The 20,920-nt window shown below is 49.7% G+C and carries 22 protein-coding genes, 1 other RNA gene and 1 pseudogene; 1 reads left to right on the forward strand and 23 read right to left on the reverse strand.

The genetic code is table 11. The features are described 5' to 3' along the window. The 7 genes from glyS to FP827_05020 all read right to left on the reverse strand — a co-directional run. Positions 1–1,486: glycine--tRNA ligase subunit beta (gene glyS, locus FP827_04990; GenBank protein MBA3052430.1), on the reverse strand; the 1,486-nt coding region annotated here is incomplete at its 3' end. Beyond that, positions 1,483–2,334 carry a glycine--tRNA ligase subunit alpha gene (locus FP827_04995; GenBank protein MBA3052431.1) on the reverse strand — a complete coding sequence of 284 codons (852 nt, stop codon included), beginning with the start codon at positions 2,332–2,334 and terminating at the stop codon, positions 1,483–1,485. The genes FP827_04995 and glyS, both read right to left, overlap by 4 nt. Further along, positions 2,331–3,365 carry an ATP--guanido phosphotransferase gene (locus tag FP827_05000; GenBank protein MBA3052432.1) on the reverse strand — a complete coding sequence of 345 codons (1,035 nt, stop codon included), beginning with the start codon at positions 3,363–3,365 and terminating at the stop codon, positions 2,331–2,333. Before FP827_05000 ends, FP827_04995 begins: the two co-directional genes overlap by 4 nt. Then, complete coding sequence (locus FP827_05005) at positions 3,362–3,832, reverse strand: hypothetical protein (protein ID MBA3052433.1); 471 nt, start codon at positions 3,830–3,832, stop codon at positions 3,362–3,364. The genes FP827_05000 and FP827_05005 overlap by 4 nt, the downstream gene beginning before the upstream one ends. 42 nt (positions 3,833–3,874) lie before the next feature. Next, positions 3,875–4,747, reverse strand: a complete 873-nt coding sequence (ilvE, locus tag FP827_05010) for a branched-chain-amino-acid transaminase (protein MBA3052434.1) — start codon at positions 4,745–4,747, stop codon at positions 3,875–3,877. A 113-nt stretch (positions 4,748–4,860) separates the two neighbouring features. Next, a complete protein-coding gene (locus tag FP827_05015; GenBank protein MBA3052435.1) occupies positions 4,861–6,255 on the reverse strand; it encodes an MATE family efflux transporter in 1,395 nt (464 codons plus the stop codon). Next, on the reverse strand, positions 6,252–6,950 hold the full coding sequence (locus FP827_05020; GenBank protein ID MBA3052436.1) for a hypothetical protein: 699 nt from the start codon (positions 6,948–6,950) through the stop codon (positions 6,252–6,254). Before FP827_05020 ends, FP827_05015 begins: the two co-directional genes overlap by 4 nt. 92 nt (positions 6,951–7,042) lie before the next feature. On the opposite strand from FP827_05020, the gene FP827_05025 reads away from it, so the two are divergent. Beyond that, the gene (locus FP827_05025) at positions 7,043–8,539 is read left to right on the forward strand and encodes a long-chain fatty acid--CoA ligase (protein MBA3052437.1); all 1,497 of its coding nucleotides are present in this window, start codon (positions 7,043–7,045) and stop codon (positions 8,537–8,539) included. Between the two features lie 124 nt (positions 8,540–8,663). On the opposite strand, the gene FP827_05030 is transcribed toward FP827_05025, so the two are convergent. From FP827_05030 to sppA, 16 genes and pseudogenes are all read right to left on the reverse strand, one after another. Next, positions 8,664–8,915 (reverse strand): RNA-binding protein, encoded by a 252-nt coding sequence (locus tag FP827_05030; GenBank protein ID MBA3052438.1) that lies wholly within the window; start codon positions 8,913–8,915, stop codon positions 8,664–8,666. A gap of 82 nt (positions 8,916–8,997) precedes the next feature. Further along, a complete protein-coding gene (locus FP827_05035; GenBank protein ID MBA3052439.1) occupies positions 8,998–9,381 on the reverse strand; it encodes a hypothetical protein in 384 nt (127 codons plus the stop codon). Positions 9,382–9,396: 15 nt separating this feature from the next. After that, positions 9,397–9,714, reverse strand: an RNA gene (gene rnpB, locus FP827_05040) — RNase P RNA component class A. Positions 9,715–9,758: 44 nt separating this feature from the next. Next, positions 9,759–10,487, reverse strand: a complete 729-nt coding sequence (locus FP827_05045; GenBank protein ID MBA3052440.1) for an SDR family oxidoreductase — start codon at positions 10,485–10,487, stop codon at positions 9,759–9,761. Positions 10,488–10,509: 22 nt separating this feature from the next. After that, positions 10,510–11,076 carry a hypothetical protein gene (locus FP827_05050; protein ID MBA3052441.1) on the reverse strand — a complete coding sequence of 189 codons (567 nt, stop codon included), beginning with the start codon at positions 11,074–11,076 and terminating at the stop codon, positions 10,510–10,512. Further along, positions 11,073–11,507 (reverse strand): tetratricopeptide repeat protein, encoded by a 435-nt coding sequence (locus FP827_05055; GenBank protein ID MBA3052442.1) that lies wholly within the window; start codon positions 11,505–11,507, stop codon positions 11,073–11,075. The genes FP827_05050 and FP827_05055 overlap by 4 nt, the downstream gene beginning before the upstream one ends. A 94-nt stretch (positions 11,508–11,601) precedes the next feature. Then, positions 11,602–12,849, reverse strand: coding sequence for an ATP-binding protein (locus FP827_05060; GenBank protein ID MBA3052443.1), 1,248 nt, complete (start codon positions 12,847–12,849; stop codon positions 11,602–11,604). 109 nt (positions 12,850–12,958) lie between these two features. After that, complete coding sequence (locus FP827_05065) at positions 12,959–14,089, reverse strand: UDP-N-acetylglucosamine 2-epimerase (non-hydrolyzing) (protein ID MBA3052444.1); 1,131 nt, start codon at positions 14,087–14,089, stop codon at positions 12,959–12,961. Continuing rightward, positions 14,090–15,079, reverse strand: coding sequence for an undecaprenyl/decaprenyl-phosphate alpha-N-acetylglucosaminyl 1-phosphate transferase (locus FP827_05070; protein ID MBA3052445.1), 990 nt, complete (start codon positions 15,077–15,079; stop codon positions 14,090–14,092). Beyond that, positions 15,076–16,319 (reverse strand): annotated as a pseudogene (locus FP827_05075) (serine hydroxymethyltransferase). Before FP827_05075 ends, FP827_05070 begins: the two are co-directional and overlap by 4 nt. Then, the gene (locus tag FP827_05080; protein MBA3052446.1) at positions 16,312–16,761 is read right to left on the reverse strand and encodes a low molecular weight protein arginine phosphatase; all 450 of its coding nucleotides are present in this window, start codon (positions 16,759–16,761) and stop codon (positions 16,312–16,314) included. Before FP827_05080 ends, FP827_05075 begins: the two are co-directional and overlap by 8 nt. After that, the gene (locus FP827_05085; GenBank protein MBA3052447.1) at positions 16,761–17,447 is read right to left on the reverse strand and encodes a threonylcarbamoyl-AMP synthase; all 687 of its coding nucleotides are present in this window, start codon (positions 17,445–17,447) and stop codon (positions 16,761–16,763) included. Before FP827_05085 ends, FP827_05080 begins: the two co-directional genes overlap by 1 nt. Then, a complete protein-coding gene (argJ, locus tag FP827_05090) occupies positions 17,381–18,523 on the reverse strand; it encodes a bifunctional glutamate N-acetyltransferase/amino-acid acetyltransferase ArgJ (protein ID MBA3052448.1) in 1,143 nt (380 codons plus the stop codon). Before argJ ends, FP827_05085 begins: the two co-directional genes overlap by 67 nt. Further along, positions 18,520–19,527, reverse strand: a complete 1,008-nt coding sequence (locus FP827_05095; GenBank protein MBA3052449.1) for an N-acetyl-gamma-glutamyl-phosphate reductase — start codon at positions 19,525–19,527, stop codon at positions 18,520–18,522. The genes argJ and FP827_05095 overlap by 4 nt, the downstream gene beginning before the upstream one ends. Further along, complete coding sequence (locus FP827_05100; protein ID MBA3052450.1) at positions 19,524–20,051, reverse strand: hypothetical protein; 528 nt, start codon at positions 20,049–20,051, stop codon at positions 19,524–19,526. Before FP827_05100 ends, FP827_05095 begins: the two co-directional genes overlap by 4 nt. Then, positions 20,048–20,920, reverse strand: an 873-nt coding sequence (gene sppA / locus FP827_05105; protein MBA3052451.1) for a signal peptide peptidase SppA, incomplete at its 5' end; no start/stop codon positions are given. The genes sppA and FP827_05100, both read right to left, overlap by 4 nt.

Raw genomic sequence — 20,920 nt, forward strand, 5'->3', positions numbered from 1 at the left:
ATATTTCCGGCAGTTTAAAATCAGCGCCTTCCGTTTCCGCGAGCATGCTCACCGCCCCGTCAGCGGCTCGCCTTAAACCGTAGGGGTCTTTGGATGTTGAGGGAATCATACCTGCGAAAAAAAATGATTTCAGCGTGTTGAGCCTTTCGGCCAGTCCGCAGACAGCGGAAACATTATTCAATCCTTCGAGCGTCACAGCGTCTCTCAATGAGGAAGACTCCTCACGCGCCCTGACGGGGTCTTCGGCTTCGCCCCATAACAGATACTGCCCCGCCATACCGTGCAATCCGGGGAATTCCCCCACCGTTTGGGTGACAATATCGCAGTAAAGAAGTTTAGCTGTTTTTCTCACTTCCCCGGTCTCATTCGGACAGTAAATTTTCGCCAGTTCCCCCGAGTCCCGTATTATTCTTTCCGCTTTCTCGTAAAGCGTGGAGAATTTACCCATGTAATTGACATGCTTAAGATCATCATAATATTCAACGAGTTTTTTCTTTCTGTCGTTCTCCCAAAAGAATTTTGTGTCTTCAAAGCGCGCGGTGACGCATCGCTCGTAGTTGTCCCTCACCTCGCGGGCATTATCCGAAACCCCGTCAACAACGAATATGAACTGGTTGACCATGCCTTTTTTGTCATAAACGGCGAAACATTTCTGGTGGAATTCAAGCGTCACCTTCAGGAATTCATGCGGCAGTTCAAGGAACTTCTCGTCAAAACTTCCGGTCAGAACCCGGGGATATTCGCAGATACCCGCCGTTTCCTCCGTTAATTCAGCCGATGGATTTGAATAGAGAGGCGCTTTCAGGGCATCTTTAAGCTGTTCCTCAAAAAAATCACGCCGCGTTTTCCTGTCAGCGAGAATCCTTGAAGATTTAAGATTTTTCTCATACAGAGCGGGCGATTCTATTTTGATATTCTCTCCCATGAAAGCCCTGCTGGTTTTAGAGCCGGGGATACCGAAGCAGTCCAGCTTCAAAGCTTTTTTACCGAACATCACCAGAATATTTCTCACCGGCCGCGGGAAAGAATGAGCGCCCCATCTCATGGTTTTTGAAAATTTAATCCCTTCAAGAGCAAGCGCTATATTTTCTCTTATGACCTGTTCGCTGGATCTCGGAGGAACGGTTTTTTCCAGAAAAACATAGTTTCCCTTGTCCGTTTCCCTGACCCTTATATCAGCGCAATCGGCGGAATACTTACTCAGGAAACCTTCAAGCACTTTAGACGGCTTTCCCTCGCTATCAAAAGAGATCTTGTCCGGCGGGCCTTTTATGGCGGTCTTCTGCTCCTCTATATCACGCGACACATTTTCAAATAACACGGCAAGCCTGCGGGGGGTGGAAAATGCTTTTTTGAATTTCCCCGATATTTTCTCCCGCTCGAACAGATTCTCCACCGCCTCTTTCAGTTTGAATTCGGCCTCAAGCTGTACGGCGACAGGCATGTCCTCCACCCAGAGTTCCACGAGGAAATCGGCGCTTTTCATGACTGCTCCCTCATTTCTTTATACATCAGCGCGATCCTGTTCGCGTATCCCCTCATTTGTTTTATCATGTCCGCCCTCGTTGTGTGATCTATGCCGCCGCGGGCGTCGATGACATTGAATATGTGCGAGAAGTTGAGCAGGCAGTCGTACGCCGGCAAAGGCAATTTGTTTTCAAGCAGCATCTCCAGCTCCCCGAGATAAAAATCGCAGACTTTTCTTAAGCCCTCAACCGAGGCCTTCTCAAAATAATAAACACTGAACTGCCTCTCCTCTTCCTTCCTTAGCGTCCCGTATTTTACCGTTTCCGACCAATCAATATCATAAACGCTTTTTTTCTTCTGAAGGAACATCGCTATCCTCTCAAGGCCGTATGTCAGCTCAACCGGCACATCCTCAAGCTCTATGCCTCCGGCCTGCTGGAAATATGTGAACTGCGTTATCTCAAGGCCGTCACAGCGGACTTCCCAGCCCCTGCCCCATGCGCCCAGAGACGGCGACTCCCAGTTATCTTCAAGAAAACGGATATCATGTTTTTTAACATCTATGCCTATCCTGGACAGGCTCTTGAGATAAAGAAGCCTCGAATCGGCGGGAGCGGGTTTCAGTATCACCTGAAACTGCAAATGTTTGTATAACCTGAAGGGATTGTCCCCATATCTTCCGTCCTGCGGCCGTCGGGCGGGCTCGACATAGGCCGTTCTCCACGGCCCCTTATCAAAGAGCTTCAGAAAGGTCATGGGATTGAATGTGCCGGCGCCCTTCTCAACATCGTATGGCTGGGCCACGACGCAGCCCTTATCCCCCCAGTAATCAGATAAAGTTTTTATAATATCCTGCAGCGTTTTCACCCCATTATCTCCCTTAAAAAATCAGCCCTCTTCTCATCTCTTTCATCCGCGTTTATGGGCGCGCCGTTCCTCTCTTCTATGTGAGCGGGCTGGGAGAGGAAGAGCATATCGTTCAATCTGTCACCGCCGATCGGCAGAGCCAGCCCCATGCTCAAACCCAGTCTTATGTCGGATATCCTGCTTATGAGTTCCTCGTAAGATATCCTTCTGGCATACTGGATAATTCCGTAGCTCCTGTATATCCTGTCTTCCAGCTCCGTTTTTCTTTTGCTGATCAGCTCATCCTTCGCCTTATCCGACGCGTCTTCTATCTGTTTGGAGATCGCCGTGAGTTTCTCAATTATATCCTTTTCGGAAACGCCCAGCGTCACCTGATTGGATATCTGGAAAAATCCCCCGAGCGGCTTGGTCGCCTCGCCGTAAACGCCGCGGGATGCCACACCCACCCTGGCCAGCGAATCTATCACTTCCCCTATGTAACCGCTCAGCACGAGCGCCGGCAGATGCGCCAGAAAGGATATCCTCAAACCTGTACCCGCGTTTGTCGGACAGGCGGTTAAAAAACCGAAATCATCGTTACGGGCGAAATCAAAAGCGGCGCGGATCTTCTTTTCAATGGCCGAGGCCTCCTCAAAAGTCTTCTCAAGAGAAAGGCCGGGGCTGAGAACCTGTATCCTCAAATGGTCTTCTTCATTCACCATTATCGCGGCATCATCTCCCATTACCAGCCCCGCCACGCGATCCGTAAAAACAAGGTCATAACTGGCCAGATGCCGTTCTATGAGAAATTTTCTGTCGACTATATCCAGCTCTTCCAGTTCGAGCCGGGCGGCGTCTTTCCACCCGGGAATGCCGCTGACCCCTTTAAAAACTTCTTTGCGTACCTTGAGTTGCTCGGAGGCGCCGGCCCTGTTGGGGAAATAATGATCCTTCAGATTCCGGGCGAACCGGACTCTCGTGGACACAAAATGACTTCCCGGCTCCGAGCTCTGCCAGCGTATGCTTTTTGAGGCGAGATCCGAAAAGATCATTTTTTGCACCTCAGCGCCTTGATCCTGTCCCTGATCTTCGCGGCCTCTTCATAGTCCTCCCGGCCGATCGCTTCCTGAAGTTTTTTCTGAAGAGCGCTCACGCGGGTATCTTTTGTTTTTTCGGCGCTTTGCTTGTGCAGAGCGTGGCCGTGTATTTTTTTGAGGAGCGGTTCCAGGTTTTCGCGGAAAGTCTCCCAGCACTCCGGACAGCCGAGCTTGCCGTCTTCGCGGAATTCCGAGAGTGTTTTTCCGCAGGCGCGGCATTTCCGGTCGGACACAGTCCCGGGAAGAGCCAGCGCCGAAAGGAATTTGCCGAGGATGTCAAAGGACTTCTCCTGCATATTCACGTCAAACACCCCCATGTTCACGGCGCAACTGTGGCAGATGTGCATCTTCGTCACAGCGCCTCCGTGGAAAGAGGTGAAATGAACCGAGGCCGGATTGACTTTACAGATATCGCAGATCATAAAATGATGACAGGAAATGTTCTCATTCGCGGATAATCCGGGTTATATTACCTCGCCCGTGCTGTTGGCCAGCTTCCTGAAGTCCGCGATAAGGCCCGTCGTGATCCCGCCGGGTTTGCCGTCGCCTATCTTTCTTCCGTCAAGGGCCACAACCGGTATTATCTCGGCGGCCGTGCCTGTGAGGAAGCACTCGTCGGCTGTGAACACGCAGTATCTGGTGAACAATTCTTTCCTTACCTCTATCTTTCTTTTCCGCGCGAGCTCTATAACCGCCTCCTGTGTGACGCCCAGCAAAGCCCCGGCCGAGGCCGGCGGCGTGGTGATGACACCGTCTTTGATTATGAAAATATTGTCTCCCGTACATTCCGCGACATAACCCTGGGAATTCAGCATCAGAGCCTCGGCCACGCCCCTCTGCGTGCCTTCTATTTTCGCCATTATGTTGTTCAGATAATTCAGCGATTTGACACGGGGGTTCAGAGATTCGGGAATATTGCGCCTCGTGGACACCGTGGCTATTTCAAGGCCGTTTTTGTAAAGCTCGTCAGAATAAAGTGATATGTTGTCGGCTATTATGAAATAAGAGGCCTTCGGGCATTTCCGCGGATCGAGGCCAAGGTCGCCAACGCCCCGCGTGACAACGACCCTTATATAGCCGTCAGTGAGAGAATTAGCGCGGAGTACTGTTTTTATATCCGCTGCCATTTTCTCTTTATCCACCGGGATTTCCAGCATTATGACTTTGGCGGAATCGTAGAGCCTGTCTATGTGTTCTTTCAGACGGAACACCCTGCCCGAATACGCCCTTATTCCCTCAAAAATACCGTCGCCGTAAAGAAGGCCGTGATCGAAGACGGATATTTTAGCGTTTTCTTTTTCCACCAGTTGTCCGTCGAGCAAAATTTTTAACCCCATGACTCCCCCTTATATTACAAGCGCAAACACATATTCGCGTATTATAATTAATATCCCGCGTCTAAACAAGTTCAACCGGAAACCATGGAAAAAGGGGACGTCCTTAATATTCTTTATTCCTGAGGCAGAGCTTCTTCAAGTTCTTCGCGCTTGAGAATAAAATCATCCGTAAGGTTTTTTTTCATCCAGCCGCCCCAGACAAAAAACGCCGCGGCGGCCAGGCCGCCGGCGATGTTGCTTATCGGAAACGACCACCAGATGCCTTTCTGCGCCCAGAAAAATGAGAGCCCGTAGGCGCTGAAAAAACGCAGGACTATGAATGTGAGCATCGTCAGGAGCATCGCCGCGAAAGTGTCGCCGGAACCGCGGAAGGCTCCGCCCAGCACTATCTGAAGGCCGGCAAAGCCGAAAGTGAGCGAAACTATTCTTATGAAATCCGAGCCCTCTTTAACAACACCCGGGCTGCCTGAAATAAAAAAGGCCGTCAGCGGAGCGGAATAAAACCAGAAGACAACTCCCGCAATGGTCATAACGGCAAAGGTGAAAAGCGATGCCGTCAGGGCTATTTTCTTCGCCCTCCGGTTATTTCCCGCGCCGATGTTATGCCCGACAAGCGTTGTCGTAGCCATGGCCACGCCCACGGCGGCCATGATTATAAAACTTATGAGCCTCGTGACGATACCGTAAGAGGCTACAGCGGCGGTGCCGAAGGCCCCGACGAGAAACACCATGAGCGTAAAACTGAAAGCTCTGACGGAATGCTCGAGAGAAGACGGCAGGCCGAGCAGGAATATTTTTTTCATAAGAGCCTGTTCCGGCCTGAAATAACCGGCTTTCATCTTTATGCCGTATTTTCCGCTCAGCAGCATCGCCAAAGCCGCGATAGCCGCCAAGGCCTGCGTTAATATCGTCGACACCGCAGCCCCCGCCACACCCCATGCCGGAACGGGCCCCCAGCCCATTATGAATATCGGATCCGCGGCAAAATTAAGTATCACCGTCACAAGAACGATGTACATGGGAAGCTTCACCTCGCCCGCGCCGCGAAGGAGCGACTGGAAAACAAAAAAAGCGAACAGAAATATCAGCCCCACGAATGAAACCCGAAGATAAGAAACAGCGCCCGGCACCACCTCGGCTTCCGCGCCCGTGAGAGATATCAGGAAGGGCGTAAAAATATATCCGGCCGCGGATATGAAAAGACATACCCCTGTTATCATCATCAGTGTCTGTGCCGAGATGTAACCCGCCATCTCATCATCCCCGGCGCCCTTATACTGAGCGACCAGCACCGTACCGGCTATTGACAGGCCCGCACCTATGGAGATGAGGAGAAAAAGAATAGGAAAAGCAAATGAAACCGCGGCCACGGCCGCCTCACCCAGCCGACCCACCCAAAAAGCGTCCGTGAGATTGTAAACCGTCTGGAGCATGTTGGCCGCCACCACGGGCCACGACAACATGAAAATGGCTTTTAGGATGGAGCCTTCCGTCAGTTTATTTCTCATCTGCCGAACTTCCCCGGAAAATCCGTGTACACCCAGTCAACGCCCATCGCCTCCATTGTTCTGAAATCCTTGTCCTCATTCACAACCCAGGCCTGCAGAAACATACCCCCGGCTTTTATTTTCGCGGCGAGCGCCGGAGTCAAGCCCCGGAGCTCAACGCTCACGCCCTCCGGCGACAAATCGTCAAGGGCCTTTTCTATCTCGGCTTCGCTCATACCTTTTTTCATTGTGGCTATTATCTTTATTTCCGGCATGATCTTCCTGACATTTTTCAGCGTTTTGTGATTGAACGAGCAGACCATTATTCCGGGAAGATTCTCAAAAGAGGAAAATGTTTTTTGAAGAGCCAGGGCAGGAGCTTCAGACGAATCTCCTCTGTCTGTTTTTATCTCTATAATCAATGTTTTAGAAAAAGCCGCGGCAAGTTTTATAACATCCTCAAGGGCGGGTATTTTCTCCCCATCACCCGCGTCAAAAGCGGCCAGCTCTGCCATCGTAAAATCCTTAACTTTCCCCGGACGGCTCGCTGTTCTCGCCAAATAACCGTCATGTATCACGGCGAGAAAACCGTCTTTCGTCAACCTCACGTCGCATTCTACGGCATCGGCCTTCTCAAAACCTATACGGAAAGCTTTAAGAGTGTTTTCGGGGGCTAAAGCTTTCGCGCCCCTGTGGCCCGCTGTTAAACATTTCATAAAACGATTATAGCAGTTTCTTTTTCCGCCGACAAAACCGCGTAAAAGCAATGTGCAACCGGTAGGCAGGGTTCCGCTTATACCATTAACAAATGATCCGGAAAAAGCTATTATATTGCCGTATGTCTATGAATTTATACACAGCGCTGAAAAAAGCGGTGGAAAAATTCCCTAAGAAAACGGCTGTCTTTTACGAAGACGACAGCTTCAATTTTTCGGAAGTCCTTGATAAAATAGACCGTTTTGCCAAACTTCTTAAGGCCAAAGGCATAAAGAAAGGCGACAACGTGACGGTGCTCCTGAGAAACAAACCCGAACTGATTTATTCTTTTTTCGCCTGCTGGAAAATCGGCGCCGCCATGGTACCTCTCAATTTTTTCTACACCACCGATGAGCTGATATACATTCTCAACGACTCCAGGGCTCTCATCCTCATAAGCGATGACTCTTTCAAAGAGCACTTCACAAGAATAACAGAAGAAGCCAACAACATAAAGGGAATTATTTCGTGGGACAATCTGACTCTCCCCGACACAGCGGAAGACGGCGAAGAGATTTCATCGGAAGACACAGCCGCGATTCTCTATACATCGGGCACAACGGGCCACCCGAAAGGCGCTATTCTCACCCACAGAAATTTTCTGAGCGATGTTGAAAGCTGCCGGGGGGTTGTGGCCGTAAACCACAAAGACAGGGCAATCTGCTTCCTTCCCTTGTTTCATTCTTTCGCTCTGACCGTTTGCCTTCTGCTACCCGTGCTTCATGGGGGGAGCGTCGTGCTTCTTCCGCGAATACTTAAAGGCCCGAAATTTCTGAAACTGATTTTCAAAAGAAGAATCACCCTTTTCGTCAGCATACCGCAGGTCTATTCCCTTTTTGTAAAAGTGCCGTCTCTCATCGGGAGAATAGCCCTATGGTCGGTAAATTATTTTGTCAGCGGCGCCGACGCTCTTCCCGTAAATGTCCTTGCCTCTTTTGAAAAAAAATTCCACAAAAGTATTCTTGAAGGCTATGGCCTCACAGAAGCGGCTCCGGTTGTGACATTTAATCCGCCGGAATTGAGAAAACCCGGCTATATAGGAAAAGCTCTGCCGGGAATAGAGATAAAAATTGTCAATTCCGAAGGCAAAGAAATGCCCGTAAATGAAATAGGGGAACTCATAATCAAAGGCGATAATGTGATGAAAGGTTATTTTGAGTACCCCGAGGCCACAAAAAACGCCCTGCGTGGAGGATGGCTGTACACCGGAGATCTCGGCTTTAAAGATGAAGACGATTACATAAAAATAATGGACAGAAAAACAGACATGTTTGTCTGCCGAGGCCTCAATGTTTATCCCCGCGAAATAGAAAATGTTCTGCGCAATTTGCCCCAGATAGAAGAAGCCGCCGTTAAAGGACAGAAGTTAAAAGAAGACACAATGGTGGCTGTTGCCTACATAAAAAAACAAAATGAAATAAGTTCATCCGAAATCATAGCTTTCTGCCGCAAGCGCCTGGCCAATTATAAGGTGCCGCACCACATAATTTTTGTGGAAGACTTTCCGAGAACGGCAACCGGAAAAATTTCAAAAAAAGACATCGTCTGACAAAACAAACTGAGTAAAAAGTATCTATAAATGACACAACCGCGGAGAAGATACTATTCCTCTCCGCGGCATTTCAAACAAACGGTGTAAACCTTGTGTTACGAAATATGTGTCGCGCGAAAATTTATCTCTCTTCGCGAGGTTTTGCTTTGTTTACTTTAACCTCTCTTCCCTTCAGATCTTTTCCGTTAAGAGCGGCAATAGCCTTGTCGCCCGCTTCTTCTGAAGTCATCTCAACAAATCCGAAACCTCTTGAGCGTCCCGTGAATTTGTCTTTAATGACCACCGCGGAAGTGACTTCGCCGAACTCTTCAAAAGCGCTCTTCAAATCTTCGTCCGCCATACCCCATGCCAAATTACCAACATAAATGTTCATTCTGAACCTCCTTAAAAACTGCGAAATGCTAACATAATTTCAGAACCCGCGCAAGATGTAAAAACAGAGCTGTGGGGACAAATCAGATGATTCTGAAAAAGAGAGCGCCAACCAGAACGCATATGACTCCATGAGTGAGTGTTCTTGAAATATTCTTTGTCAGGCCTGTCAATCTCGCTTTCGCGGCCGAGAAAGACTCGGCGAATGCCAGGACAAACATGAAAAAGAGAACGGCCGCCACCGGAGCCGCGACGGTCTGCCTGAAAAGAGAGTTCAGGGCGTCTTCCCAGAAAAGGATCTGGATCAGGGCCACAACCGAAAAGGTGAGGATGAGCGAATGCGTGAGCAGCCTTGAAACATTGCGCGTCAAGCCCCTTGTCCGGGCCAAATATATTCCCGCCGTTTCCCACAAAGACAAAAAAAGGATAACGCTGATGAAAATCAGATTTACCATATCCCTTCCCATTTTTCCTCCTTTTCTCGGGGAGATGATTCCATAAGCCGGATTCTGTTCTAACGGCCATTCATCTATGCGGCCTACCCGTCCCGTATTCCAAACGAGCAGCTTGCGTTTTTCCGCGAAGAAAAACAACGGGACTGCTTGGCCTTGCTTCCGGCAGGGTTTAGCCTTTTCACTACGGCACCCGCATTACGCGGGCCCGTACCTGGTTTCTGTGCCACTTTCCGTACTCCGCTCGCCAAAAGGTTTGCGGAGCCCCCCGCTTTAACAACGGGTTGCCGTGCTCTGTGAAGTCCGGACTTTCCTCCCGCCTGAGCGGGCGGCCGTCCGAATCATCTCCCCTGCTAAAATATAAAAAAAAGCCCTAATATGCAACAGCTGCTCTATCCGCGCTTATCAGCAGGCCGTTCCCAAGTCGACAGCACCAGTTCATCCACGTATGCTTTGTCCTCCAAGGACAGAATATACTGAACGGCCTGCGCCACAGCATCAGCCGACATCATCCATTCCATCCCGGAGGGATTCCCTTTTTGAAAATCGGTCGCTACGCAGCCGGGGCATATCGCCGACACTTTTACATTATTGTTTCTGCCCTCAATAGCCAGACTCTTCAGAAAGCCGAGGGCTCCCCATTTCGACGCGCCGTAAGCCGCCCTTAAATAAGCGGCCCCCTTTCCGGACTTGGAAACTATGCCTATGATATTGCCGGATTTCTGCTTCATCATTATCTTCATGGCTTCCTTCGCGGTGATAAAAACGCCCGTGAGGTTGATGCCTATGTCATGATTCCACTGCTCCAGCGAGGTCTGGGTGGCGGAAGCGAGAGTCGCCTCCCCGGCATTCGGTATACAGATATCCAGCTTTTTATATTTATCCATTATCCGGCCGAACACTTTTTTCTGTTCTTTTTCGATCCTGACATCGCAGGGTAAGGCCATACAATCCTTATTGTATCGTTTAAGCTCTTTCAGGCATGAGGTCAAAGTTTTTTTATTTCTGCCGGTGATACAAACGGCCGCGCCATTTTTTGCGAGACTCAAAGCTATTGCCCGGCCTATTCCTCTGTTGCCGCCGGTGACAAGCGCCCTTTTCATTTTTAATATCTTCTTCATTTATGCCTGCGGAACAACAATGTTAATCGAGCAGCAGTTTTTTCAGCGGCCGCATCGTCGTGTAAACCGCGCTTTCCATCGTGTGCCTTATGTCAAAAGATTCGTAGGAGTCACTGTTCGCCCACACGACCTCTCCCGTTTTCACATCTATCAGCCGGAGGGTGATATCCACTTTGGCGTTGTAAAAAGCCGTCTCATAAGAGATTTTTCCGTCGGGCCCGGTGTAATAAACCCGCTCTTCCTTCTCTTCCTGCCAGCGCAGGACGCTACCGTCTATAATAGCGTCGGCTCCGGCGAGATTGCCGATCTGAGCGAAGAGTATATCGCTCTTCGGGGCGGCGTTCTGCATCATCTTATCAAAGACCTTGGAATCCACGACCTTTACGCCGCTCTCGATGAGATACCTTGATATCATATCCCTCACGGCTGCGCCGGATGAGGCGTTATCTTCCGGGCTGTCAAGACGGGCAACGGCTATATTGCGCAGGCTTTTATAATCAAAATCTTTTTTCCAGTTGGCCCGCGGATAACAGCCGCAGATCAGGGAAAAAGAAAGCGCCGCCGGGATCCCCCATGAATTGAGTTTCATCTTCCCTCCCCGATGGCCTCGGAAACATTATCCAGATGTTTCTCGGCGCGGTCCTTGTTTTTTTTCTCTTTTGCGTTTTTAAGAGCTTTCTCAAAATACGCGCGGGCTTTATACAGATTACCCGTTTCCTCGTATATCACTCCCAGCAGATATGCCGGGAGGAATTTTTCCGGGCTTATTTCCGAGGCGCGCGAAAGATGTTCTATCGCCGCGGCATAATTTCTCTGATTGACAGCGCATATCCCCGCGCTTATCAGAAGACCCGCGTCCGAGGGATTCTCTTTAAGGAGTTCCTCGGCCCGCGCCCTTGCGGCAGTCCATTTTTTTTCTCTCATCAGTTCCCGCACATCCTGCGCGCGCAGGGACAAAGGAAAAAACATGATCGCCGCCAGCGTCATTGCAAAACCTTTTTTAAATTTAATAATTTTCATAATTTTTCACCTCCTAAAAAAACACACGCCTTCTTTTATGCTACAATTTTTGTATATTTAGGGGCAATAGGAACCGTCCCCATTGGTTGCGGGTTTATATCAGCAGATATTTCCATAAGGGAATAATTTTTATAACCGTTTGGCCGCGCCTTTCTTCCGCTTCTTTATCCCTGGATACAATAATGATTTTCTTCGTCTTCGGATATCTTTTCAAAAACAATCTCATACCGTCAAATTTCCTGCCGTCTAAATCAAAATCAGAATCATACTTCACCTCAATAGGCAACGGCGATTTAACGCTCCCTGTAATAAAATCGACCTCACGCTCGCCCTCGGCGAAATAGCCGCACATTTCTTTTTTTCTCAATAAATGCGCAAAAACGGCATTTTCCGCTTTTGCGCCGATATCTCCCCTCCCCGTCAACAGCGTCTTAAAACCCGTATCCAGAAAATAGATTTTTTTCTGGGCATATATTCTGTCATTATGGGACATTGACCATTTTTCCATCGGCTTTATCAAAAAGGCCGCCTCAAAATAACCGGCATATTCTTTGGCCGTGTCCACGCTGATCCCCAGCACGTTGGACAGTTTGTTGAAACTCGTCCGGGAACCGATCTGCGAGGCAAGAATCAGAAACATATCCTTTAGCGCGGCCGGTTTTCGTATCCCGTATAATCGCGTCAAATCTCTGGCTATTATATCCTCAAGAAGATTCAGAAGATATTCATTTGAGCGTTTAAGGACATTTTCAGGATAGCCCCCCACAGCAAGATATTCATCAAGAATTTTCTCGTATTTATATCCCTCGTCCATACCTATTTCAACGCCTTTAAAATCAACGAATTCCCTAAAATTCAAGGGATAAACCACGGTGACAATCTGCCGTCCAGTGAGTTTGCCGCCCTGCATTTTTATCAATGCCGCAGTGGAGCCCGTGCAGAAGATTTTCACATTTTCCATATCATAAACAGATTTCAGCTCCTGCGCCCAATTAGGACTTTCCTGCACTTCGTCTAAAAAAAGAACCAATTTTTTCCTGCGGTCATGCATAAAAAGTTTTCTGAAATTCCTTAAATGGCCGGAAATCGGCTCGTTGGACAATTGGGGATGATCAAGAGCAAGATATAAAATTTGTTTGGCGGGATATTTACTTTTCAGCGTTTTTTTTATCATCTGCTTGATAATCGTTGTTTTTCCCACCCGCCGGGAGCCTACAATTATCTCAATCTGCTTTCTCTTTAACACTTGCGCGAAATTCCGCGTATACAATTCCCGCGGAATTCCGCTTTCAAATTCCTTTCCGCTCCACCATGGATTAAAGGCGTAATAAATTTCTTCCATAATCTCCCTTTCGGATATTATAGTATAATCGAAGCTTTTGTCAAATAGTTTCGGTTATAATCGAAACTATCCCACTATTTTAAATAGCAGACAACATTGAATATCCCATTTATTCAAAATCTTTGATTTTTGATAAAACGCGAAGGCCGAAATATTTTCTTATCGCACCGACTATACGCTCGGAAGCCCTGCCGTCGCCGTAAGGATTCCTGAAAGTTTTTTTGGCGGCACTGTCTTTCAGCAGTCCGCTGATGCACGAGCGGATTTTTGAGCTCGACGTCCCCGCGACTTTAACAAAGCCCGCTGTGACACCCTCCGGCCGCTCCGTGCGTTCTCTCAAAAGCACGACTTTCTTGCCGAAAACAAGAGCCTCTTCCTGTATGCCTCCCGAATCCGTCACCGCGAAAAGGCAGTTTTTCAAAAGATAAATAAGGTCGCGGTAATTAAGCGGCGCGGTTAAAACAATATTATCGGAAAGCCCCAGGATTTTTTCGGCCGTGTTTTTAACGGCCGGATTGGGGTGCACCGGATAAACGACACTCACTCCCCTCGCGGATGTAAAATACTTTTTCAAAAAATCAAAAACACCCTCCATGGGTTTTCCCCACGACTCTCTCCTGTGCATTGTAAAAAGCACAAACGGCTTTTCCGCCAGACGCCGGACCGAATCTGTCACGGCCATCTCATCCCTGGATATCATGCCCGCCGCGTCAACTATGGTGTTTCCCGTCACCGAAACAAGCGCCGGGCGCAGCCCCTCTCTTTTGATGTTGAGCAGAGCTCCTTTCGTGGGCGGAAACAGTATATCCGAAATACTGTCGGTTAGCACCCTGTTCAACTCCTCGGGAAAGGGCTCATTCTTATTACCCGTTCTCAGGCCGGCTTCCACATGCGCTGAGGGAATACCGTTGTAAAAAGCCGCCAGCGCCGAGGCAAATGTCGTTGATGTGTCACCGTGAACGAGCACCATGTCCGGCTTTTCTTTTTTATAAACAGCGTCCAGGCGTTTGACCACCGAGGATGTGATATCGGCAAGACTCTGCGCGGCGGTCATTATATTAAGGTTGTACTCCGGCTTCATGCCGAATATATCAAGCGCCTCATCCAGCATATCGCTGTGCTGCCCTGTCAGGGCCAGTTTCACCGAAAAGGCGCTGTCTTTTTTTAGCGCCAGGTACACTGGGGCCATCTTTATCGCTTCCGGCCTCGTACCGAAAGTCAGGATTATTTTTTTTCTCATTTACCTTTTGATCGAAAAAATTGTGGCCATTATAGCGACGATGGAAAGGATCAGCGTCAGATTATACATGAGCAGCGACACTTCCCTTGAGGACCAGCCCCCCTTCAGGAGTTTGTGGTGGATGTGCTCCGAGTCCGCCCTCATTATGGGTACATTCGCGCGGGAGCGCCTTATTATCGCGGAGACAACATCAAAAATAGGCAGAGCCACAACCATGATCGGTATGACCAGCGCTATGGCGGCGGTGAGCTTGAGCATCCCCTGAATGGCTATTATGCCCAGAAAAAAACCGAGGAGAAGGCTTCCCGAATCGCCGAGAAAAACTCCGGCCGGCGGAAAATTAAAATACAGGAAACCCAGGCAGGCGCCGGAAAGGAGAAGAGAAAGCAGCGCAAAAAAACTGCCGCCTGGAAGAAGGCCGAAAGCCGCCTCAATAATGATCACAATTGAAAAGGTAAAAGCCGCGATCGCCGAAATGCCGCAGGCGAGGCCGTCCACGCCGTCTATAAGATTTATCACATTGGTGAAAGCGAGCATCCAGATGGCCGTGATTATGATTGAAACAATCCTCGGGAACATCACATAATTCATGAACGGTATCTTGAAACCGGTGATCTCCACCCCGTACATCAGCACCATCATAACCGCTATTGTCTGAGCGAGAAGTTTTACCGTCGGACTGACCGCCTGGCGGTCATCAGCCATGCCGGTTATGAGTATTATGAGGCTCCCGAGGAAGACCCCGTTGACCGCCGAAAAATTCGCGGCAAGCAGGAGTTTCACTTCATCCGAAATGAAATAAAGCAGCGCCAGGCCCGCCCAGACGCTGATCCATATACCCAGCCCTCCCCACAAAGGAACCAGGCGGGTGTGTATCTTTCTGCTCGAGGGTTTGTCGTAAACTCGTTTTTTCTCCGCGAAATTAATAAAAGACGGCTCAAAAATAAGGAGAAAGAGCATCGGTATAAAAAAAGCCGCCAGATATATCATTCGCTTTTATATATCGGGAAATCCGCCGTCATGGCTTTCACTTCATCTCTGATGGCCTCGATAGCTTTTTTGTTTTCACCCGCTTCCACCGCCCGGTTTATAAATTCGGCTATGCGGGTCATTTCCGCTTCCTTCATGCCGCGTGTTGTAACGGCGGGTGTTCCGAGTCTGATGCCGGATGTCACAAAGGGTTTTTCCGGATCGCCGGGAATTGAGTTCTTGTTGGCTATTATTCCCGCGTCTTCCAGAATGTTCTGCGCGCTTTTACCCGTCATATTCCTGTTCCTTAAATCAACGAGCACCATGTGATTGTCCGTTCCTCCGGTGACCAGCGTAAAACCGTTTCTCAGAAGGCCTTCCGCCAGCGCCTTGCTGTTTTTCACAATCTGCCGCTGATAAATACGGAATTCCGGCTTTAAGGCCTCGCCGAAAGCCGCGGCCTTGGCGGCTATTGTGTGCATGTGAGGGCCTCCCTGTATTCCCGGAAAAACATGGCGGTCAATACTGTCGGCGTGCTCTTTTTTCGACATTATCACCCCGCCCCTTGGGCCTCTGAAGGTTTTGTGCGTGGTCGTGGTGACAAAATCGCAAAAAGGGAACGGAGACGGATGCTCGCCGGCGGCCACGAGCCCGGCGATGTGAGCTATGTCCACCATAAGATATGCCCCCGCCTTATCGGCTATTTCCCTGTACCTTTTAAAATCTATGATCCTCGGATAGGCCGAGGCTCCGCAGATTATCAGTTTCGGCTTGTTTTCCAACGCGAGTTGTTCCATTCTCTCATAATCTATAAGCCCTGTTTCCAAGTTGTTTTTGGCGGGTATGATATTGTAGAACCGTCCTGAAAATGATAGCGGATGACCGTGCGAAAGGTGCCCGCCGTGAGCGAGATCCATGCTCAGGATGCTGTCCCCCTGTTCAAGAATGGCGAAGTAAACAGCCATGTTCGCGGCCGTGCCGGAAAGCGGCTGTACATTGGCGTGCTCGGCGCCGAAAACGCGTTTGCATCTTTCATGGCCATCAGCTCTATCTCATCGCAGTAAAGGCAGCCGCCGTAATATCTTTTGCCGGGATAGCCCTCCGCGTATTTGTTGGTGAAAAAAGACGATGCCGCCTCCAGTACGGAGAAAGACGCTAAATTCTCGGATGCTATCATCTCAAGATTGTCCGCCTGACGGCGGTGCTCTCTTTCTATTATGTCATACACTTCTTTATCGCTGTTTTTCAGATGTTCAAACATTTCGCTTTCCTCCGGGTTGCCCTATTATCTTTATCACAAGAGCGGATATTATATCAAAAGTTTTCCTGTAAATCTCTTTGCCCGAACCTATGGGGTCGGGTATTTCCCCTTTTTCTCCGGCGTATTCCGACAGGAGGAAAACCTTGCCGGATGCAAAGGGAAATTTTTCTCTTATATAATCCGCATGCCGGTCTTCCATGCACAGCACAAGAGCGGCGTCATCCAGTATTTCTTTTGTCACCTGAGTTGACACATGATTTTTGCAAGGTATACCCTCTTCATCAAAAATTTCCTCAAGCACCCCGAAAATGCGATAGGACGGATTTGCCGCGATACCCGCGGAAAACGCCTTTAAACCCGGAGCGTTTTTTTTGAAAATACCCTCAGCCATAACAGAACGGCAGGTGTTGCCCGTGCAGACAAAGAGTACGGGAGAGAGCATTATTCCCGGTCTCTGAGGACTTCTATCTCCCCGCCGGTAAGATCCAGAATGGATGACGGGAGACCGCTGAGAGGCTTTTCTTCTTTTACCGCTATATCCGCGCCTTTTAAAAGATTGATGTCAACATCGCCAAAATCAGCCGCTGGTTTCTTTCCCGAAATATTGACCGAGGTGACAGCCATGGGCCCGACAGCCGAAAGGAGTTTGAGCGCGAATTTGTGGTTCGGCACACGCAAGGCCTTCGTGCCGGCCCGGGATGAAAGAACGAGCGTCACCGGGCCCGGCCAGTATTCTTTCATCAGCATCCGCACCCTCTGGCTGACCCTTCCCACAAGATGAGACGATTCTCTCCATGAGGATATGAGCAGCCCGATCTCTCTTTTCCTGGGCCTTTTTTTAAGGCGGTATATCTTCTCAATGCTGTCTCTGAATTTGATGGACGCGCCTATACCGTAAACCGTATCCGTCGGGAATATCGCGATCCCTCCGGATTTGACGATATCCACTATCCGGTCAAACTGTTCTCCGGAAAGAGCGTCCTCTACTTTTATAACATCGCACTTAGCCCCCCGCGTGAGGACGGGCACGGCGATGTCCTTTGTTTTTTTTGATATTTTTTTCATGACAGGTACCCCGCATTGATTCTCACATATTCCTCGCTGAAATCCGTTGTGGCGAAAACACATTCTCCATGTCCCTTCGCAAGATCCACTTGAAAGGACACCTCCTGCTCCCGCAGGAGAGAGCGCAATTTCTTATCGTCAAAACGCACAGGCCCGCCGCGATAGACAAGATGACCGCATATATAAACAGAGAGCTTTTCCGTGTTCATGGCCACATCCGAGGCTCCCGTGCGGGAAAGTATCCTGCCCCAGTTCAGGCTTTCGCCGTTAAACGCCGTTTTGATAAGCGGGGACGAAGAGAGAAAATCCGCCAGACGCCGGGCATCGCGCTCAGTCCTGGCCCCGGAGACACTCACCTTTATGACTTTCTTTCTGCCCTCGCCGTCGCTTATTATCTTCGCGGCTATGTCCGAACAGACGGCTGAAAGGCCTTTTCTGAATTCGGCTATGGAAATTGTTTTTTTCATGGACGAGATCAAAAAAACGGAATCATTGGTTGACATTTCACCGTCCACCGACATCCTGTTGAAAACATCCGCCTCTTCCCGGAATATTTTTCTCATGCCGGGCGTTATGCGCGCGTCGGTGAGAATGAAACACAGGAATGTGGCCATGTCCGGGTTTATCATACCGGAGCCCTTGGCACAGGCCCAGAAATTCCCGGAGGAAGATATTTTCCTAACGGTGTCGGTCGTCATGATGCTGTCGGCGAAATCATTCGGCGCGGGAACATTTTTCAGGAAGGATTTTTGCAATGAGATTATTCCCTTTTTTATTTTAGCCACGGGAAGAAAAGCTCCTATAACACCGGTGGAAGCCACGAGCACCTCATCCGCTTTTACTCCGAAGCGCCGAGCTGTGAAGGAGCAGATCTCCATAGCGTCGCGGAAACCCCTCTTGCCCGTTGCGGCATTGGCGCATTTTGAATTAGCCACCAGCGCGTATCCGTCGGATAGATGTTTCCGGCTTATGATGACAGGAGCGGCGGCAAAACGGTTTTTCGTGAAGATCCCCGCGGCTTTGAACCCGCCGGGACAGAAGATCACCCCCAGATCCTTCCCTTCTTTCTTCATACCGCAGGCGCAGCCGCCTATAAGAAAACCGTCGGGGAAACCGTCCGGAAAATATGTTTTTTTCATAAAACCGTCTCCTCATCGAAACCGAAAGCTATATTCATGTTCTGCACGGCCTGCCCCGAAGCGCCTTTCACCAGGTTGTCTATCACGGAAGTCACAATAAGGATGCCCGCTTTCGCGTCAACGGCGATGCCTATACGGGCGTTGTTCGTGCCGGTCACATCCTTTGTCGCGGGCTGTTCCCCTGCGGGCAGAACGGTGACGAATTTCTCGCCTTTATAAAATTTTTTATACGCGGAAACCACGGTTTCCGGTCGAAGAGGCGTTTTCATCCTCATATAAATCGTGACTATCATGCCCCTATCCTGCGGAATAAGGTGCGGCACAAAGGTGAGCCCTGCTTCCTTCCCCGCGAGCAAAAGTATCTCCTCTTCTATTTCGCTCTGATGGCGGTGGCAGGCGACTTTATATGCCCGGCAGGAGGCGTTGGCGTTGTAATAGAGATATTCCTCAGCGAGTTTTTTTCCCGCGCCCGAAATACCGCTTTTAGCGTCCACTATTATGTTTTTCTCCTCAGCGAGCCTTTCCCGTAAAGCGGGGATCACGCCCAGCAGGGTAGCCGTGGGATAGCAGCCCGGATTGGCGATCAGCCGGGCGCCTTTTATTTTTTCTCTGTTGAATTCGCACAAACCGTAAACGGCTTTGGAAAGCAGGCCCGGAAAGGGATGAACGGCGTCATAGGTTTTTCTGTAAACGAGGGCGTTTTTCAGCCTGAAATCAGCGCTTAGGTCTATGACGGTTTTCCCTTTTTCATAAAATCTCATAGCGGTCGGCGCGGCTTCCGTGTGCGGCAGGCAGAGAAAAACAGCGTCACTGTCATCGATGACGGCCGCTGTCAGTTTCGAGGTTTCAAGATCACAGCGGCAGGTCTTCTGTATATCGGATATTTTCAACCCCGGTGTGCGGGAAATAAGATGTTTTACGGAAACTTCGGGATGCCTCAAAAGTATTTTAAGGAGCTCTTCTCCCGTGAAACCCGTGACTCCCGCTATTGAGACCCTTATCATATCAGCAGAACGGCGGCGCGCAAAAATAGCGCTGCCGCGCTGAGAATAAAAACTATCAGCGCCGGCGCGGCAAAAGCGGCAAGAGCGCGCTCGGAAGAAAGCCGGTAATTAAACATCATCGCCTTGATCTTCAGCGCGAAACTCCAGACATAGATCATAACGGCCATGAGGGTAAAAGCCCCTGTAAATGACGATAAAATCGAAGACGCCAGTATTTTAGCGGCCGGCAGAAAAAGAAAAGGCAGCTCGGCGAAAGGCAGCAGCCTGAAAAAGTCCGTCACTGAGCCCCTGCCGCCGAAAGAATGCGCGAAAAAATGAAGGATCGCGGCGCTCGCCATCCATTCAAAAAAAATAACCGGTAAAAACAGGATAAAATCGGCGCTCGCGAAACTGAAGGCCGTGAACTGAAAAAAGCGGCATGCTATAAAAAAAAGCGCCGAGGCGGAAAACGAATCCCGGCAGTTATCCTCATCCCATGAAATCCCCGGAGAAAACATAATGGAATAAAAATTCCCCGCGGTCATAACATCAGTTTCCTGAAAAATTCCGGGAGCGTGAACAGAGAGCCCTGCGGCACCTCCGGCACAATGCCGAAGAACTTCTCCATGGTTGTGGTTCCCTCGATTATTTTAACAGGCCCTTTGATTCCCGCCCGTTCCTTGGCGGCGTCAATGGCGGCGTTAAGATTTCCGCTCTTGTCGGCGAGGCCGTGTTTTATGGCCTGGGCTCCGGTAAAGACCTGCCCCTGGGCAAGACCTTTGAGTTTTTCCACAGGGATATTCCTCCCGACCGAGACCGTTTTTAAGAACTGCCCGTAAGCGTCATCTATCATTTCCTGAAGAAGCGCCCTCTCTTCTGGGGTCATCTCCCTGTAATAGGCACCCATGTCCTTGTATTTGCCGCTTTTGACGACATCCGGCTTGATCCCTATTTTTTCCAGCAGCTCCTCCCAGTTGGAAGAACCCATTATCACGCCTATGGATCCGGTGATCGTGCCCGGATTGAGATATATGGCATCACACACGGACGCGACATAATAACCGCCTGAGGCGGCGACATCGCCGAGCGAGGCGATAACGGGTATGCCCGCCGCCCTGCATTTCATTATCTCTTCCACGATCTCCTGACAGGCTCCGATCGTGCCGCCGGGGGAATTGATCCTTATGACAAGAGCCTTCACCTTTTCTTTTCGCAGCGATGAGAGCTGATCCACCCATCTGTCGCTGCCGCGGAGGCTGAAGAGCGTGCCGCCGCCGGGCGGCACCACGGATATCATGCCGTATATTTTAACAAGCCCTATTTTGTCTTTTCCGGCGAAACCCGAAGCTTCGTCATATTCGCGGCGGGAGCTGAAAAGCGCGGCGACCACCGATGCCGAGAGCAGGAAAAGAAA

The sequence above is a fragment of the Candidatus Omnitrophota bacterium genome, assembly GCA_013791745.1.
Lineage (GTDB): Bacteria > CG03 > CG03 > CG03 > CG03 > CG03.